Source organism: Tellurirhabdus bombi, assembly GCF_021484805.1.
GTDB classification, from domain to species: domain Bacteria; phylum Bacteroidota; class Bacteroidia; order Cytophagales; family Spirosomataceae; genus Tellurirhabdus; species Tellurirhabdus bombi.
Genome location: NZ_CP090557.1, coordinates 992,787 through 1,011,419 on the forward strand (window position 1 = coordinate 992,787; position 18,633 = coordinate 1,011,419).

General features: G+C 49.6%; 12 protein-coding genes. 3 read left to right on the plus strand and 9 right to left on the minus strand.

The features are described from left to right. Positions 1–93 precede the first annotated feature (93 nt). Genes L0Y31_RS04300 through L0Y31_RS04310 form a run of 3 tightly spaced genes read left to right on the plus strand, consistent with a single transcriptional unit; the run spans position 94 to position 5,577 of the window. A complete protein-coding gene (locus tag L0Y31_RS04300) occupies positions 94–3,189 on the plus strand; it encodes a SusC/RagA family TonB-linked outer membrane protein (protein WP_234735903.1) in 3,096 nt (1,031 codons plus the stop codon). Positions 3,190–3,209: 20 nt separating this feature from the next. Beyond that, the gene (locus L0Y31_RS04305; RefSeq protein WP_234735904.1) at positions 3,210–4,766 is read left to right on the plus strand and encodes a SusD/RagB family nutrient-binding outer membrane lipoprotein; all 1,557 of its coding nucleotides are present in this window, start codon (positions 3,210–3,212) and stop codon (positions 4,764–4,766) included. Between the two features lie 37 nt (positions 4,767–4,803). After that, positions 4,804–5,577, plus strand: a complete 774-nt coding sequence (locus tag L0Y31_RS04310) for a DUF4397 domain-containing protein (protein WP_234735905.1) — start codon at positions 4,804–4,806, stop codon at positions 5,575–5,577. Positions 5,578–5,640: 63 nt separating this feature from the next. On the opposite strand, the gene L0Y31_RS04315 is transcribed toward L0Y31_RS04310, so the two are convergent. From L0Y31_RS04315 to L0Y31_RS04355, 9 genes are all read right to left on the minus strand, one after another. Then, on the minus strand, positions 5,641–6,753 hold the full coding sequence (locus L0Y31_RS04315) for a sensor histidine kinase (RefSeq protein WP_234735906.1): 1,113 nt from the start codon (positions 6,751–6,753) through the stop codon (positions 5,641–5,643). Between the two features lie 29 nt (positions 6,754–6,782). Beyond that, a complete protein-coding gene (locus L0Y31_RS04320) occupies positions 6,783–7,352 on the minus strand; it encodes a chemotaxis protein CheB (protein WP_234735907.1) in 570 nt (189 codons plus the stop codon). A gap of 7 nt (positions 7,353–7,359) precedes the next feature. Further along, positions 7,360–8,187: a CheR family methyltransferase gene (locus L0Y31_RS04325; RefSeq protein WP_234735908.1), complete on the minus strand. Its 828-nt coding sequence runs from the start codon at positions 8,185–8,187 to the stop codon at positions 7,360–7,362. A gap of 3 nt (positions 8,188–8,190) precedes the next feature. After that, positions 8,191–11,634: a response regulator gene (locus L0Y31_RS04330; protein WP_234735909.1), complete on the minus strand. Its 3,444-nt coding sequence runs from the start codon at positions 11,632–11,634 to the stop codon at positions 8,191–8,193. 141 nt (positions 11,635–11,775) lie between these two features. Then, the gene (locus L0Y31_RS04335) at positions 11,776–12,552 is read right to left on the minus strand and encodes a DUF3108 domain-containing protein (RefSeq protein WP_234735910.1); all 777 of its coding nucleotides are present in this window, start codon (positions 12,550–12,552) and stop codon (positions 11,776–11,778) included. A 132-nt stretch (positions 12,553–12,684) separates the two neighbouring features. Beyond that, on the minus strand, positions 12,685–14,898 hold the full coding sequence (locus L0Y31_RS04340; protein WP_234735911.1) for a S9 family peptidase: 2,214 nt from the start codon (positions 14,896–14,898) through the stop codon (positions 12,685–12,687). 112 nt (positions 14,899–15,010) lie between these two features. After that, positions 15,011–15,838 (minus strand): molybdopterin-dependent oxidoreductase, encoded by an 828-nt coding sequence (locus L0Y31_RS04345; RefSeq protein WP_234735912.1) that lies wholly within the window; start codon positions 15,836–15,838, stop codon positions 15,011–15,013. Between the two features lie 12 nt (positions 15,839–15,850). Next, a complete protein-coding gene (locus L0Y31_RS04350) occupies positions 15,851–16,522 on the minus strand; it encodes a cytochrome b/b6 domain-containing protein (protein ID WP_234735913.1) in 672 nt (223 codons plus the stop codon). A 6-nt stretch (positions 16,523–16,528) separates the two neighbouring features. Next, the gene (locus L0Y31_RS04355; RefSeq protein ID WP_234735914.1) at positions 16,529–18,631 is read right to left on the minus strand and encodes a S46 family peptidase; all 2,103 of its coding nucleotides are present in this window, start codon (positions 18,629–18,631) and stop codon (positions 16,529–16,531) included. Positions 18,632–18,633 lie beyond the last annotated feature (2 nt).

Sequence of the window (18,633 nt, forward strand, 5' to 3'; positions counted from 1 at the left end):
TATAAACTATATAAATTGTTTACCCAGCATTGATTTTGAGCAAAAAAATAAAGAGCTTTGAAAGAACATTTCACTATCTTTCTTAATCCAAACATGAATAAAATTCTACAGAAATGGCTCTTGTTAGTATTTCTGGGCTGCTTATCTGTTGCTTATAGCTGGGCGCAAGAGCGTACAATTACCGGGCAGGTAACCAGTGCAGAAGATAACTCGCCTGTTCCGGGGGCCAGTGTTGTCGTGAAAGGAACAACACGCGGAACCACAACCGATACGAAGGGAAACTACCGGATCGCCGTCAATGCAGGCCAGACGCTTCGTTTTAGCTTTATTGGTTCGTTGAGTCGGGAAGTAGCCATTGGGAACTCCGACATCATCAATGTAGCGCTAAAACAGGACGCCTCTAACCTTAACGAAGTTGTCGTAACCGCCCTCGGTATCCAGCGCGAGAAACGGCAGCTGGGCTATACCACAACAGAAATTTCTGGCGCGGATCTAGCTAATTCGCAGCGCGACAATTTTATCAATGGCCTTCAGGGACGGGTGGCCGGTTTGCAAGTTGGCACATCAAGCGGGATGCCGGGCGCTTCGTCAGGAGTAACTATTCGCGGTGTCAACTCGATTAGCGGTAACAACCAGCCCTTGTATGTCATTGACGGTATGCCTATCGATAACCGGACGGCACAAAACAACCAGTTCGTGGCGGGCGGTATTTCGGGTCAGTCCTTTGAGAACCGAAACATTGACTTCTCCAACCGAGCGCAGGATATTAACCCCAACGACATTGAAAGCGTAACGATCCTGAAAGGACCCGAAGCCGCCGCCCTGTACGGTGTGGAAGCGGCCAACGGAGCCATTCTGATTACAACCAAGAAAGGAAAAGCTGGTCAGGGCCGGGTGACGTACTCAGCTACCTTTACCAGCCAAAAGGTAGGACCATTGCCCGAGACGCAGCGAATTTATAGCCAGGGAAACAACGGCGTATCGCAAAATACAAACTTCAACTCCTTTGGTCCCCGTTACGGTGAAAACACTACTTTTTATAACAATGCGGAAGGCTTTTTACGTACAGGAACTGGTCAGCGTCACAACATATCGTTCGATGGAGGTTCTGATCGGGTAACTTATCGCCTGTCTGCCGGTTATTTTCATAGCCAGGGAGTTATTCCAAATACTGATTACAAACGATTGAACGTCAGCTTGGGTGGTACGGCCAAAATCAGCCAAAAATTGTCGGTTGAATCAACGCTTCAATACATCAATACCGACAACCGGAAAGTGTCGAAGGGCGCTAACTCGTTTCTGCTGGGTCTGTTATCCTGGCCAGCCAACGATAACATGGCTGAATACCTGAACCCGGACGGGTCACGGAAGAAAGTAACGACCGGTACGTCTGAAATCGAGAACCCTTATTTTGACGTCAATAAAAACAGACTTCGCGACCGGGGAAATCGGGCCATCACCAATATTGGGTTAAATTATACGCCTACAGAATGGCTGACATTTACGGGCCGTATAGGCTTAGACGTGTATTCTACCCAGTATCTGTTTATGTACCATCCCGAGTCAAACCGGGCGGGTGGCATCATCGGCGGTTCACTGGACCAGGCAACCGACAACAACCGGACTTTTACGGCACAATACTTTGCAACAGCCAAGAAAGACTTCGGTAAACTAAGTACCTCCGTTCGGGTTGGCCAGGCAATCTACGACTTCAATTATAACTCGTTGGCTTCCCGAGGCGAGAAATTTCTGGACCCTAACTTCGTTTCAATCAACAATACAGATCCGTTAACCCAGAAATCAAGAGAGTTTCTGCGCCAACGCCGTCTGATTGGTGTCTTTGGAGACGTAACCATCGGATACAACGACCTTGCTTTTCTAACCATCACCGGCCGGAATGACTGGTCGAGTACGTTTCCTAAAGCCAGCCGTTCCTTCTTTTACCCCTCGGCTTCCTTTAGCCTGGTCTACACTGACCTGATTCCGTCGGGCAACTTCCGCAAGGTGCTAAGCTTCGGTAAATTCCGGATCTCAGCGGCTCAGGTTGGAAAAGAAGCTCCAGAGTATGCTACCTCGCAGGCGTACGACAGCCAGACTACTACGGGTGGCGGGTTTAACTACGGTACCACCGCTCCTAACCCATTCCTCGTTCCAGAAAAAGTAACCTCGTTTGAAATCGGGACGGAAATGAAGTTCTTCAACAACCGCCTGGGCTTTGATCTGGCTTACTACAAAACGACCAGCGTTAACCAGATTATTCGTGATCTGCGCATCAGCTACGGAACTGGGTTTGTCCTGAAAACAATTAATGGGGGTCGTCTCTGGAACAACGGTGTCGAGTTGTCGATCAATGCTGAGCCAATCCGGGCTGCCAATTTTTCCTGGAATACCGTGGTTAACTTTACCAAAACCAACAGCAAGCTAGCCGAGTTGCCAGCTGGCCAAACCGAGTTCTACAACTCTGATACCTGGATTTACGGGAACGTTCGGAATGGGATGCGGCTTGGCGGTCCGTTGACAACGTTGACGGGGAATGCCTACCAGCGTAACCTCAACGGCGACATCCTGATTAGCCCAATTTCAGGATTACCTTTCACGGAACTGACTACTCCCTGGGGCGTTGTTGGCGATCGAAACCCTGATTTTGTGATTGGTTTTGTCAACAACATGACCTACAAAAACTTTGGTTTGAGCTTCGTGCTTGATATTCGGAAAGGAGGCGACGTGTACAATGCCACTGAATCCTACCTATTCCGGAACGGCCTCAGCCTGAAGACCCTGGATCGGGAAACGCCTTATACGTTCAAAGGGGTCTTGAAAGATGGGTTGGAAAACACGGCCACACCAACGCCGAATACCGTTCAGGTTATTCCTTACTACTCAAATGGGTATTATGGGGCGCTATCGGACGAAAATTTCATCGAACGCGACGTAAACTGGCTGCGCGTGAAAGAAATCACACTGCGGTACAGTTTGCCAACCAACATACTGGGCCAGACAAAACTCTTTAAATCAGCCAACGTGTTCGTGACCGGAACCGATTTACTCATGTTGACCAATTATACCGGGGGTGATCCGGGCGTAAACGGAGCCAATACGGCAACTGGTGGGTCAGGTGGCCAGGGCATTGACTTTGGTAACCTACCGCTACCGCGCGTGTTCAACGTAGGGATCAACATTGGGCTGTAACTTTAACGCATTAATCAATCATGACTATCAAAAAACTTTCCGCGTTACTGCTTACGGCGCTGTCCGTATCGCTTAGCAGTTGCGACGATTATTTGGATATCAACCAAAATCCCAACAACCCGGATCAGGTTGAAGCGGCTCTTTTGCTGGCTCCCATTCAGAACCAGTACGTACTGGGCATTCAGTTCGACGCCCGTTTTATTGGCCAATATGTACAGAATTGGCAGGCAACCAGTTCAACGGTACCTGCCAACGGATTCACTTGGGATTTGCATAGTTACGCCGTCAACAGCGACGCCGGTGGCGAAATCTGGCGTAACGTTTACTGGCGGGGTGGCCGTAATACCATCAATCTGATGGCTGATGCACAAGCTAACGAGCGCTGGGATTATCTGGGCGTTGGTCAGGTAATGCAAGCCTGGGGCTGGCAGATGCTGACTGATATTCACGGTGAGATCATTTTAAAAGAAGCATTTGATCAGGACCCCAATAAAAATACGTTCAACTACGATACGCAGGAGGAAGTCTATGCAGAGGTAGTTCGGCTATTGCAGGAAGGCGTCAAAAACCTAAGCCGTTCGGATGGTCGGGTGTCGACGGCATCGCTGGGGCGTGGTGACCGGATTTATTCGGGTGATCGGCTCAAATGGAAAAAATTTGCATACGGCCTGCTGGCGATCAACGCCCACCATTTATCCAACAAGAAAAGCCTTTACAAGCCGGATCAGGTTATTGCCTACGTGGATAGCGCCTTTGCCAGCAACGCCGATGACGCAATGTTTACATTCAATGGCTTGAGTACGGCGGACGGCAGCTTTTTCGGACCGCTGCGCCAGAACCTGCATGTTTATGGTCAATCGGCCTTTATACTTCGCCTACTGGATGGTACAGTATTCGGAGGCGTTAAGGATCCTCGCCAACCAGTTCTGCTTTCGGCTAGCGGAGATAACACATACCGGGGTCTTATACCGGGCGTTGGCCAATCGACCGCGGCCAGTGTTCCGGTTGCCTCACGAGTTAATAACTTATGGGGTGGCCAACTAGCTGTTCTTCCACCAGCGGGTACAACAGGTAAATATTTCTTTACGGACAAAGGACCTTTCCCCCTGATGACGTATGCACAATTGCAGTTCATCAAAGCAGAAGCCGCTTTCATCAAAGGCGATAAAGCAACCGCTCTTGCCGCTTACCGGAAGGGAATTGAAGCTCATTTATCGGCTTCGTACGTGAGTGTTTCAGCAGCCGATCGGGCAGCTTATTTGAACAACCCGCTGATTGTGCCTCCGGTTGCTTCCGATTTGACGCTAAATCAGATTATGCTACAAAAGTACATCGCTCAGTGGGGTTGGGGTTTTCTGGAACAGTGGGCAGACTTACGCCGATACAACTATAGCCCAGATGTATTCACTAGTTTTCAGCTACCGACAGCCTATCCAGCCGCGAACAATGGCAAACCCGTTCAGCGGCTACGTCCACGCTATAATTCCGAATACGTCTGGAATCAGGAAGCACTGCGTCCACTGGGTGGCCTGGAGCTAGACTATCATACCAAACCTGTTTGGTTTACACAACCGTAATGCCTGTTATCACTAAAGCCTGAAACGTTTCAAGACGATGTTCAAACCTTTTTTATATAGTCTCCTGGTATCGATTCTTTTTTTCTCCTGCGAGAAAAATGCGCTGAAACTTCCGGTTGATCCCATTGCGGGGGGAGCCAGAGTTAAGTTGATTCACGCGGCGCCCGATACACCGGGTATCGATCTATACATTGGTACCAATAAGTTTAGCGCCTTTACACCAACGGGAGCATCCACCACATCGAGTGGTACGCCGACGGGCCTACCTTATACGAATACCTTTCCGGGTAGTGTCAGTGGTTATGCCATTGCTACACCAGGCGCGACCTCGCTAAGCATCACGGCACCTGCTACGACCACTGCGACTAGCGCAACCGCTATTGGCTCGCTGGATTATACACTCGAGGATAACAAGTATTATTCCGTATTCGTGGCTGGCCCCGGGGCTAAACCGGAAGTTTTTGTACTAAATGATGATTTTAGTATGGCTACCGATCCAACCAAATACTATGTTCGGTTTGTCAACCTGACGCCCGGAGTCAATTACGACGTTGCGTTAGTCACCAGCAGCACGACGGCAACCGTACTGGCCCCTAATATAGCTTACAAAGGCGCGACTAACTTTATTCCTGTAGATGCCGCCACCAGTCCCTCATTCGTTCTCCGACAACCAGGATCGGCAACAAATCTGGGACCAGCAGTTTCTTTTACCAGTAATATAGTTGGACGCGTTATTACGGTATACACGCGAGGCGTAGCGGGGCGCACGGGCGCGGCTGCACCAGGCATCAGCATTTACGCTAACCGGTAAGACCATTTAAATTTATCGGGGCCATCACCACTCAGTCCCCCTCCTAGCTCGCTACGAGGGGGATTATTTTTTCCAATCGAAAAAGAACGTACTGCCCACACCCGGCGTCGATTCTACCCGAATTTTGCCGCCCTGCTCTTCCACCAGAATTTTCAGGATGTTCAACCCGACACCCGTGCTGCTATCGGCCTTGGTCGTGTGGTCAGCCACCTGAAAAAGGCCAAAAATGTGCTGCTGGTCTTCTTCGGCAATGCCGGGGCCGTTATCCCGCACGTAAAACTCGTAGTGAGTGCCTTTGTCGTCGCAGCCAAGTTCAATTTCGCCCGTTGGCTTGTCGTTGTACTTGATGGCGTTGCTGATGAGGTTCTGAAACACCTGTTGCAGTTTCAGCTTCTTGGTTTCCAGCACAGGCATCGGCTTGTTGATGCGGATGTGGATGTGTTTCGGCGGAAACATCAGCTGCGTTGTCTGTTGCAGCAGGTCGTATACGTCCACTTCTTCTACTTTTTGCTGCTCGATGCTTTTCCGCGAATAATCCAAAATGGCCGTAATCATATCGGACAGGTGAAACGAAGCCGCCGACAACTGATCGACGTAATCCTTCACCTCTTCCTGCTCCACAACGCGGTCTTCGACATTCATTTTCAAGAGCGACAGCAAGGCAATAATACCCGTTAGGGGCGATTTCAGATCATGCGCCACCATGTAGACAAAGCGTTCGAGCTGCTTGTTGATGCTGTCTAATTCGGCGGCTGTTTTTTTGAGTTCCTGCTGGGAAAAATACAAGCGCTCAAAAACGGCGACCTTGGCTTTGGTTACGTTAATATCCAGCGGTTTTTGCAAATAATCGACCGCGCCTTCTTCAAACCCTTTAATGACGTACTGCTCTTCTTTGCTGATGGCTGTTACAAAAATGATCGAAATGTCTTTTGTTTTCGGGTTTGATTTCAAGAGCCTGGCCACTTCGAATCCGTCCATTTCGGGCATCTGAACGTCAAGCATAATCAGGCCAATCTTGTCATTTTTCAGGGCGTAGCGCAGCGCTTCATTGCCCGACGAAGCTTTGAGAAACGTTCGGTTGTCTGTTTCCAGAATCTCCTCCAGCGAAATCAGATTTTCTTCGCGGTCGTCAACCAGTAAAATAGTAAACTCTTTCAATGTTGTGGCTGTATTCATAACGGATTAACTAGGCAATTGAGTCGTTATTAGTGAGGTATGGTTTTCAAAAAATCGACGATTTCTTCCGGCCTTAAAACCTTGGCCGCGGCGTTCTTCTCCATAGCGGCCCGGGGCATGGTCGCATACTCCGCCGAATCGGGGTGCTGCACAAGGGCGGTGCCGCCTTTATCAATAATGTGCTTCATCCCGGCGGTGCCGTCATTATTGGCCCCACTCAGCAGGATCGCTACGGCATTTTTCCCGTATACGTTAGCAACGCATTCAAACGTCAGGTCAATTGAAGGCCGGCTGTAATTAATGAGTTCGGAATAATCCAGACTAAAGGTCCGGTCTTCTTCAATCAGCAAATGGTAATTCTGCGGAGCCAGGTAGACGCACCCTTCCCTGATGGGCGATTTATCATCGGGTTCGCTTATTTTCATGCCTTTACGGCTCATGGATAAAATCCGATCCATCTCGCTGACCACATTTTTCATGCGATGCAGCACGATAATGATGGAAAAGCAGTAATGATCTGGAAAGGCTTTCAGGATGGTGGTTAACGGCGACAAACTCCCCGCCGACCCGCCTATGATAATAACTCCGGGTTTTTCCATGAGAAGGCTATCGTTTACGCCGGTAAATTTTGGCGGTTGAACTAATCACATCCAATTCGTTGCGCACATCCGTAAAAAGCAGCGACTCTTTCATGCCGATGGCCAGATAGCCCAGGGGCGATAAGCTGTCGTAGAAAAGCTTAAATACCTCGTTCTGTAAAACCCGGTTAAAGTAAATCAGCACGTTGCGGCAACAAACCAACTGAAATTCATTGAATACCTGGTCCGTGACCAAATTATGCTGCGAAAACACAATATTCTTACGTAACTCTTTATTAATAAGTGCGTTATCGTAACGGGCAGTATAATAATCTGAAAAATCCTGTTTCCCCCCCGATTGAATGTAGTTCGACGTATAATCCCGCATGTTCTGCACCGATATAATCCCGGTTCTGGCCTTTTCCAGATTGGCCGGATTTATGTCAGTGGCGTAAATTCGGGTTCGTTCCAGCAGGCCTGCTTCGTGCAGCAGAATGGCCATCGAAAACACTTCTTCGCCCGTGGAGCAGCCCGCATGCCAGATTTTAATGATGGGGTACGAAGCCAGTTTGGGTAATACTTTTTCGCTCAATGCCCGGTAAAACTGCGGATCCCGAAACATCTCCGTCACGTTGACGGTCAATGTTTGCAGAAACCATTCAAAAAATTCCTTTTCGTTCATTAAAAGGTACTTCAGGTCATAGACCGATTTGACCTTGGCTACATCCATGCAGCGCATAACACGCCGCTTGATTGAGGTGCGGGCATAATTACTAAAATCATAGCCATACGTCAAGCGAATTACGTCCAACACCTCATCCAACTCTTCATTCGTGATATCTTCGCGCTCTCCCATAGTTTATTTTGACAGCCAAACACGCAACAACGATAACAGGCGACTGCTGTCGATGGGCTTCGTAATGTAATCAGATGCACCGGCTTCGATGCATTTTTCCCGGTCGCCGGTCATGGCTTTGGCGGTAAGTGCAATGACGGGCAGACTATGAAACCGCGAGTTTGCCCGGATGCGCCGGGTGGCTTCGTAGCCATCCATTTCCGGCATCATAATGTCCATCAATACCAGATCAATACCCGTCTGTTCGTCCAGTTGTTCCAGCGCTTCTTTGCCATCACCCGCCGTAATAACCGTAATTTCGTGTTCTTCCAGCAGCGTACTAAGGGCAAAAACATTGCGCATGTCATCGTCAACCAGCAGGATTTTTTTGCCTTTGAGGTTTTTGTCGTTTGTCAGACTGCTCAAAACCGGTTTCGAAAAAGGCTGCTGCTGCACTTCCTGTACTTTATACAAAAACAATTCCAATTCATCCATCAACCGGTCTTTCGAAAGCGACGATTCGCGGATAATGACGTCGGAAATCTTTTTCAGTTGCAGCTCATCCGTTGTCGACAGGTTTTTATCCAGGTAAATAATAATAGGAACTTCGGCTGCCTTAGTCGCCTCTTTTACCTTCTGCAAATCCTGCGTTCCGGCGGTTAGGTCTGCCCCAATATCGGCTATGATGCAGTCATACTTTTCCTGTTGCAACTTGCTGACAGCCTCCGCTGCCGAAGCAACGTAATCGCACTGCATGTCAAATTTACGCTCGTCGATAAACCGCTGCAACGTCTGGTTTTTCAGGTAAACGCCCGACAGCACCAGCACTCGTTTGACGTTGGTCTGCAAATGCCCGCCCAGTAAAGAAAAGGCTTTTTCAAGATCTTCAACCGCCAGTGGCTTACGGACAAACGCCAACGCCCCGCCCAGTGCGCCCTGTGGCTCGTCGGCGGACATGATATGCACCGGAATATTCTTTAGATCGGGATCACTTTTCAGGATTTTCAGCAGATTCCACCCATCAATAACCGGCAACTGCATGTCCAGGATGATGGCCGAGGGCTGGTACTTTCGGGCACAATAAAGTCCTTCGTCACCCTGAATAGCGAGAATTGTCTTGTACCCTTTCGTACGGGCAAAGTCGCGCACAATACCCGCAAAAAGAGGATCATCTTCAATAATCAGGAGCGTTTTGTCACCTTTTTGCAGATTTTGGCGATCGTCGGCGAGGGTAGTCTGCTCAACAACGGGCTGACTCAAGGTCTGCGTTATGACCGGCGTTTCAACCACCCTGGGCACGTCCACCATGGTCGAATGAATCGGTACGTATAGCGTAAAGGTGCTTCCTTCCCCTTCTTCGCTCTGCACCTGTAATTCCCCGTTCAGCTTCTTGGCCAGCTCTTTACTAATCGAAAGGCCTAATCCGGTACCACCGTATTTCCGGCTTACCGAACCGTCGGCCTGCTGAAAGGCTTCAAAAATGAGCCGTTGCTTATCGGGGGAAATGCCAATTCCGGTATCTTTCACCGAAATAGCCAGTACGTTCTCCGCGTTTAGCAATTGGTTACTCGTAAACGGCAGGTTTTTCGGAACCGCCTGGAAATCCAGTGTTACGGTCCCCCCTTTCGGCGTGAACTTAAACGCATTCGACAGCAAGTTGCGGATAATCTGCTCCAGGCGAAGACGATCCGTATGCAGTTCGACCGCCCCCATGCTGTTCATGTTCGTTACGAACTGAACGCTTTTTTCTTCGGCCAGTACCCGGAACAGTTGCTCCATATTATTAGCCACCGCATTCACCGGAATATTCTCAAACGTAAAATCGATTTTACCCGCCTCAATCTTCGACAAATCCAGAATGTCGTTGATGAGTTCCAGCAGATTGGAGCCTGATTTATGAATGATGGTAGCGTATTCGACCTGCTTGGCCGTCAGGTTAGCGGCTTTGTTTTCAGACAATAGTTTAGCCAGAATCAGCACACTGTTGAGCGGCGTGCGCAATTCATGCGACATATTAGCCAGAAATTCCGACTTGTATTTACTCGTCACTTCCAGTTCCTGCGCTTTCAGATCGAGTTCTTGCCGAGCCATTTCAACCGCCTCATTTTTTTCCTCTAATTCGGCGTTGATTTGACGCAATTCTTCTTCCTGCACCTTTAATTCTTCCTCCGAAGCCTGTAATATTTCGGCTTGGCGCGTGAGTTCGTCGTTGCTCTGTCGTAATTCTTCCTGCTGATTTTCAAGGGTTTCCCGCTGGTCTTGCACTTGGACCAGCAAGCGCATCACCCGCTCGTGGGATTCTACCGAATTAATTGCGACGGCGATATTATTGGCTACATTTTTTAAAAGGTCAAGATCTTGTATGGCCGTACCATCGACCTCGAAGGATGCCAATTCAATCACGCCCTTCAACGTCTTATTATGCCATAGAGGCACCAGAATCACTTCTTTGGGAACGGATTTTCCTGCTCCCGACTGAATGGTCCAGTAATCAGACGGAATATTTTTAATGGCGAGAAGCGTACGGCCCGCTGCGGCCCGTCCTACCAGCCCTTCATCGATTCGAAAGGTTTCAGGGGCCAGGTCCGACGCGCCAATCGAGGCTTGTTTTTTCAAAAGATGCCCCTCTTCATCGTAGCAGTACAACAAGCCAGCGGGCAAGCCCGTATACTGAAGAATGGCCTCCAGCGTTGTTCTGGAAAGAACGGCCAGCTCATCAACTCCCTGAATGGCATCATTGATGCTCGAAATTCCCGTTAGCAGCCAATTTTTTTCGTTGGCACTTCGGTTAATCTGGTCTAGCTCATCCAGGTTTTCTTTAAGTAAGTCTTCGGCCCGGTTCCGGTTATTGAGTTCCCCAAAAATGATTCGCGTTAGCACAAAGGCCAGCAACAGAACCAGAATGATGGTTAATGCCAGAACAAACATAGCGCGCTGGATGGCTCGTTCATTCTCTTTTTGACGATCCTCCAGAGCAATCCGCTCCACTTGCACGAATGCGTCCAAGCTATTGCGAATAATATCCATTCGCCTTTTTTCTTCGTCCATCACCCGAACGATGTCCGCTTTGGAATATTTGCTGGCATCTTCACCGAGCGAACGCCAGTAAATAAGCAGGTCATTGATGTTTTTTTCGATAAATTCTGCTTTCTGCGTCTGTCTGACATTGTCCTGCGTCAGCTTCTTCAATCCCTCAATGGCGGGATGTATTTTTTCGATTCCTTCGTAGTAAGGCTGGAGAAATCGCTTTTCGTTGGTACTTCGGAAGCCACGCCGACCGGTTTCCATATCGACCAGCATTTTTTGAATGGTTTCAGCCTGGTTTAGCACTTCATATGTGTGCCGAACCCAGTATTCAATGACGGCCTGCTGCCGAAACATATAGTAGGACAATCCTGCGCTACCAATGATTAACAACAAAGCAGTTCCAACGCCAAAGGTAATTTTTCGTGTCAGCGACATTTTCATACGGTGAGCAGGCTATAACCAGGCAAAATTGGGCAATTTTTATGCCTGTTGACAAAATAAACAAACTTAACGTTCAGTTCTGCTAAATAACACAAAAGCCGAGGCAATGCCTCGGCTTTTGTGTCTGGTAAATCTGACTTTTTATTTTAAAGCCGTCATTTCGGGCTCCCCGGCAGAGAGTTTTATCTTGTATCGTTTCAGTCCGTTGTATACTTCTTCCATGCGAATCATTTCTTTGGTTGCTTTACTAATCCAGAACGTGGCGAACGAATTTTCCTGGTAGTCAATCCGCAGCAGCCAGCAGTCAATGGCGTGTTTGTCGGTCGCTTTTACGGTTTCGCTCCCTATCACTTTGTAGACGTAGAATTGAGGAGCTGCTTTGCTTCCAGGGTGGTAGAAGTTGATGGCAAACTGCTTGTTGGCAGCGTAAGGCAACATCCGAAACGTTTCGATATCCAGCTCCCAGTTCAGCGAAGGTTCAGCCTGCCTGATCAAAAAGTCTTTGCGGTTGTTGTTGGCTACTGTGTCGGCACCCGCTATTTTGTCTTCGTAAAAATTATAGGCTTCAATGCCAGCTTTTGGGTGTTGCGCCCAGTGAAAAATCGGGCGAAAAGTTTTCTGATCATTGATGGAATACACCTTGCGGTTGGCCAGCGAGTCCGAACTTTCCCAACGCTGGTTGATAACAATAACGGGTTTACCACCTAAAACAGAATACGACGTTTCCCGCGTCCACAAACTCAAGCCTTTCCGTTGACCGGTTTTGGGATTTTTCATGTAAACCAGATACTGGTCCGTACCCGGCTTTAAGGCTGCCACTAGAAATTGCTGTCGGTTAAGATGCAGCGTATCAATGCGCTGGGCCTTCGCACCCGCTGCCAGCAGAACCGAAAAAAAAAGTAGGCTGTATCTCCACATAAAACAAGAATTATAGTTTATCCGAAAGCTACAGCCTGCTTTTCTGGCAAACAGGCGCAATATGATGAGCGGTTGACCTTATCCGGTTAGTGGCTTTATCCCGATAAAGTCAGCTTGCAAGTACACTGAAAATCACTTTGTTTTAGCGCCAATATACCGCTCAAAAAACTCATAAATCCGCAGCATCCGGTCAATGCGCTGGCGTGGATTACCGGTGCGGCTCAGTTCATGCGTGCCGCCGGGCATCCGTACGTATTCCACATCCCGACCCAGAATTTTCAGGCTTTTGTACATCATTTCGCTCTGGATAACGCCTGTCCGCAAGTCGTTTTCACCGTGTTTGATTAGCAGCGGCGTCCGAATGTTTTCGACAAAGGTAAAGGGTGAGTTGGCATCCATCACTTCCTGAATGTTTTTCTGCCAGGGATAGCCGCCAAAGTAGTTGGGAACCAGCCGCCAGGCATTCCCTTCGCCCAAAAACGTCGTCAGATCGTATACGCCCCGCTGCGCAAATGCTGCTTTAAATCGATTGTCGTGGCCTACAATCCAGGCCGTTAGATAACCTGCATACGAGCCGCCCGTAATCACCTGCCGACTTGTATCAACCCAGGCTTCTTTGGCCGCCTCGGTGGCCGCCGCCAGCACGTCTTCGGTGGGACCAGTTCCCCAGTCCTGATAATTGGCCTGCTGGAAAGTCAGCCCATAACCACCTGATCCGCGCGGATTGGCGTATACAACGCCATAGCCCTGCGAACAGAAAAACTGGTGCTCGTGCCACATCGAAAACTCGCCCGGACCCCACATGGCCGTTGGTCCGCCGTGCATGTTCAGCAGGAGCGGATATTTTTGCCCGGCCACGATCGATGCTGGTTTCATGATCCAGTATTCAACCGTTTGTCCTTTGGAATTTTTGTAGGTTCGTTTTTCCGGAAAACTGAGCATTTTACTGGCTACCCAGTCGTTGTGGTTGCTTAATTTTACCGCCGATTTCAGCAAATCGGTGCCAATTGTTGCCGAATACAACTCCGACGGGTTAGCTATTTCGGTCCGGGCAAAAACCACTTTATTACCGGTAATATCAAAATCGTTAATTCCGTTGTCATAGTCGGTCAACTGCGTCACCTGTTTAGTCGCCAGATCGAGCCGGTAGAGAGGCACGCCGCCATTTGACGAAGCGGTGAAATAAAGCCAGTTGGCCGCTTTTTTCCCTTTCGCTCCCGCTGCACTTACCCATTTCATGCTTCCTGCCGCCCGATCAAACGAGATGATTTCCAGTCCCGAAACAGTAGTACCGTTGAGCGTGGCAATGGCCAATTTCCCAAAACCAACTCCCTGGGACTCACCCGTCAACAGAGCTAATTGTTTTCCATCCGGCGAAACCGTAGGCGCAAAGAAGCCTTTACCCGCTTCGGCCAGCAACGTAATCCGCTTGCCGGAACCGTCCGCCGCCAGCCAGATGGTTGAATTATCCCGTTCGCGGTCCGGGTGGTTGGTGGTGTCCCGCGCCGTAACCGCCAGAATCCCTTTACCATCGGGTAGCCAGACCGGAGCCGCAAATGAATAGAAACCGCGCGTTAGTGGCTTTGCGGTTGCGCCTTCGCGGACATCAGTAATGTATAAGTGATTGAAATTCAATTCTGGCTCGGTGGATGCTTCGCCTTGCAGGTTCAGGCGGTTGATCACTTTGGCCTTTTTGTCCTCCACGTCTTTGGCCAGATACGCCCGAATTTCGGCCAGCGTTCCGTCTGGATTTGGTTTAACCGACTTCTCTGGCTTTATAAAATCGTTCGTAGTAAAACCTGGTTTCTCGAGCGACCAGGCCGGCGTTCTTTTTCCAGGATTTAAGAGCGAATCTTTCAGGACTTCGCTCATCGAAAGGCTTACCGAAAACAGAATCTGCTTGCCATCCGGCGACCACTGGGGGCTTGAAGCACCGTTCTTACCGTTGGTTAATTGCCAGGCTTCGCCCCCGTCGAAGGGCAAAATAAAAATCTGGGATTTGCCTTTTATAGTACGGGCAAACGCTAACGATTTACCGTCCGGCGACCAGGCGGGCTGCCGGGCGCTTTCGGAGCCGCGCGTGAGGGATTTGGGCTGGCCACCCGCTTGCAGATCACTCAAATAGATGTGCGTTCGATACGTATAATCCTCGGGGCTGCCTTCTTTTTTCTCTTCGTCGCTGGCTTCAACACTCGTAACTGTGTAGGCCGCCCGTTTGCCGTCCGGCGCGATGTTGATTCCACCAAGTTGTTTGATGCGAGTCAGATCGGAAACTACAATCTTTTGTTTTGTCTGGGCAAACGCCAAGCTTGTCCCGAAGAGAAGTACAAGTGTAAGTCGTTTCATTTAGTTTTCAGGTTGAAACCCGAAGATACTAAAAAGCGGCTGGTGGATTATCAACTTACCCAAATCCACGTTAAGACAAGACTTCCTGAACCAGAATTATAATTTGTTAGGCTTACAAGCCAATGTGATAATCATAGCCGCGTTCCGCCCAGAAATCGCGGGGCGGACTGTCTGAAAACCAGATTTCACCGATGCGTTTGAGATTTTTAACGCCGTATTTAACGGGAATAAGCAGCCGTAGCGGGGCTCCGTGCGGGTTGGTCAGTGGCTCGCCGTTCATTTCGTAGGCCAGAAGTGTTTGGGGATGCAGGGCACTGGCCATATCGATGCCCACATAATACCCATTATCCGGCGTTTTCATGCCCACGTACGAATACAGGGCATCCGGTTGATTGAGGTCGGGGGCGGTTCCGTTGCGGGTTCCTAATTTGTATTTGGTCATAAAATCGATTAGCCGTACCCCGCCCCAATGTTGAATCTGGCTCCAGCCTTCGATGCATTTAAACTCAAAGATGATTTCCTGTTTGGGTAAGGTTTGCAGATCAGCCAGCGTTAGGGCTAGCTTTTGCGGCCCATTTGGTGTGGGCTGCTCAACCTGTAACCGCCAGGTTTCCAGATCGATTGGTTTTTTCAGACCGTCGTAGCCGTTGACTCGTACTTTTTTGGCCGCCATCGATTTGGGGAAAGTTGGCGCTAAATGCTGCGGACTAAAATACGCTTTGTCCAGTTGTTCGTTAAAAGTGAAAAAGCGCCGAAAAGGCTTCGGCAAACCGGCTTCACGGGGGCGGCTCTTAATCCACTTCCAAACGCCCACGGGTACCAGACTGGCCAGTCCAAACCAGGCAAATGCTTTCAGGGTTCTGCGCCGAATTTGCTGATCCGGGGTTAAATCCTGGTCCGTTTCTTTTCGGGGATTGTTTTCGGGGATTTTATTTTCCATGTAGTAATTCGTTTAGGCGTTACGGCCCGGTTGTTCATCCACGACTTCAAAACCGGCAACCATACCCCGAAAATTATTCCACCCCGCCCGAATGACCTGAATCACATGAAGCAGAAAAAACAAAACGTATCCGATGGTCAGAATAAAGTGTTCCATGCGCGCTGCCTGGTAGCCGCCCAATAGGTTTGTGAGCCACGCAACCTGAATGGGTTTGTAAATGGCCAGTCCGGTCAATAACGACCCCAGCCCCATCAAAATGACCGCCGTGTACGCAATCCGCTGGGCACCGTTGTATTTACGCTGAAACGGCACTGCTTTGCGTATGCCCAGATCGTGCAAAATTACCGACCACGCCTCCCGGAACGACTGCCGATTTGGAATCAATAGCCGCCACTCACCAGAAAAAAAGGTATAAGCGACGTAAAGAACGCCATTCAGCAAAAACAGCCACATGAACATAAAATGCCAGCTCATGCCTTCGGCCAGCCGACGTTTTACACCCAGAAAGTCATAGAAAGAATCTGGAAAAAACTGCACCAGTACTGTGTTGCCAATCTGAATTTTGTAAGGATCATACGCCCAATAGATGAGCAATCCGCTCCAGATCATGACGAACAGAACCGGAAAATTAATCCAGTGAAACCACCGGATGGCGAGCGTATGCTTTTCGACGAGACGTTTCATAATCGATTATTTACCCACTAACTCGTTGATTAACCGATCCGCTTTGTAAATATGCTTCATGGCGGCAATCATCGCGCTGGTATGCACCGAAACGGTTCGGTTGCGGTCGGGTACGAAGATAAAACTTCCCGGCAAACTCTCCATATTTCCATCAAACGCCAGCCCGACAGCTTCGCGGTTGCGGTTGATCATTGGACTGCCCGAATTGCCACCGATAATGTCATTGGTTGTAATAAAGTTCATCGGTTCGCGCAGCAAGGCAGCGGGTGGTGTTTTCCAGCGGGCGGGCAAATCCCAGGGGAATTTGCCGTTAAAGGCGTAATACCGATCATACATGCCTGCATATGTAGTCTGGATGGGCGCCATCGTGCCGTTGTACAAATAGCTCCGCACCGTTCCATCGTTGATACGAAGCGAAAACGTCGCGTCGGGCGGAATACTAGCACCGTAGACCTGATACAGCAAACGGCCTAGCGAAGCGCGCAGCAGCTCCAGTTGTTGCTCACTGTTTTGCAGCTGTCCCGCCGCCTGCTGGAAACGGGGTGCCGCCAAACGGCCTAGCGCCAGCAAAGGGTCATTGCTGCCCGCAATGGCCGTAGCGCCTTTGGTAATCAAATCCTGCGCAAAACCGAGGTTCATCAACTGCGTATTCTGGATCAGGTACGCGGCGGCTTCTCGGGGTGTACGCAGCTTGCCACTGGCATCGCTCAGGGCCGCTTTAACGTATGGATCGTCATTCCCTAAACCTGTCTGCACCTCCGCTAAGTGTGCGGCCAAAAAGGCCTCTTCCAGGGCACGGAATTTAACGTTCGGAATTTCCAGCAAGCCTTTTATCTGCTCCGCCCTGGCCGGATTGAGCGCCGCCGCCTGGGCATAAATCTGCATAATCTGCGCAAAACTCAATAACTCGCCCCGAATCAATCCCGATGGATTGAAGTAAGACGCTTCTTTGAAATACTTGCGTTCTTCGGCCACGTTTGCCGCAATAGATTCCCAGATTTTCAGCTGGTCGGTTAGGTTTTTAGCGCGTACATCGGCCTGAAACTGGCGGTCGAAAGCCGCTTTGCGAGCCAATAGATACGGATCGCGCAAGCCGGTGAGTTGTCCACCAATGGCTTTAAGCGAATTTTCCAGGCTAAGAATCTGGTTTTTAAGGCTGTCGTTTTTGGCCCTTGCGTTGTAGGCAGTCAGAGCGTTGGCGCGGTTCCGAAAGATTTCGATCTGGAAAGGATGGTTCAAGTCACGGTCAAATTCCAGCTCAGGGACGGTTTTCAGACGCTCGGTGCTTCCCGGATTCCCAATGACGAAAATAGGATCGCCCTCACGGACACCTTTTATGTTGAACTTGAAGAAATGCGTCGTTTTCAGCGGCTTGCCGTTCTCGTATACTCGAAAAAACGAACAGTCCAGGTTGTAACGCGGATACGTGAAGTTATCGTAATCGCCCCCAAAATAGCCTAACTGCTGCTCCGGCATAAACACCAGCCGAACATCATTATAGCGCTTAAAACCGTACAGGGAGTAGCGGCCCCCGTTGTAAAACGTGATCGTTTGGAGTTCCAAGCCTTTCCAGCCTTCTTTCTGGCCGTACTCCTGCTTGATGGTTTCAAACAGTTGTTCCCGTCGCTGCAACTGCTCTTCCTCAGCACCACTGCCCATTCCCAAAACGACGCGCTCAGTAATGTCTTCCATCTTTACCAACTGATCTACGTAAAGATCCGGCACCTTGCGTTCCTCGGCCAGCGTTTTGGCGTAAAATCCCGTTGCGCTTAAATCTTCTCCTTTGCGCTGCGCATTTCTCCCCGACTCGCGCGCGCAATGGTGATTGGTCATCACCAGCCCATCGGCCGACACAAAAGAAGCTGAGCAGTAGCTGGCAAAACGCAACGCGGCCAGGCGGGTTTCCTCGAACCACTTATCGTCGGGCGCGAAGCCATAGGTTTTCTGGAAATAATCTTTCGGTGGATTGTCGAACGTCCACATCTTGCCCATATCAAACGGGCCAGCCTTAACCGTATCGGCATTAAAAGACAACGTTCCCGACTGGGCGTAACCGGTTAGGGTTAGCCATACAGCCAGAAAGAGAGAAGACAGAAAGGGTTTTAGCATCA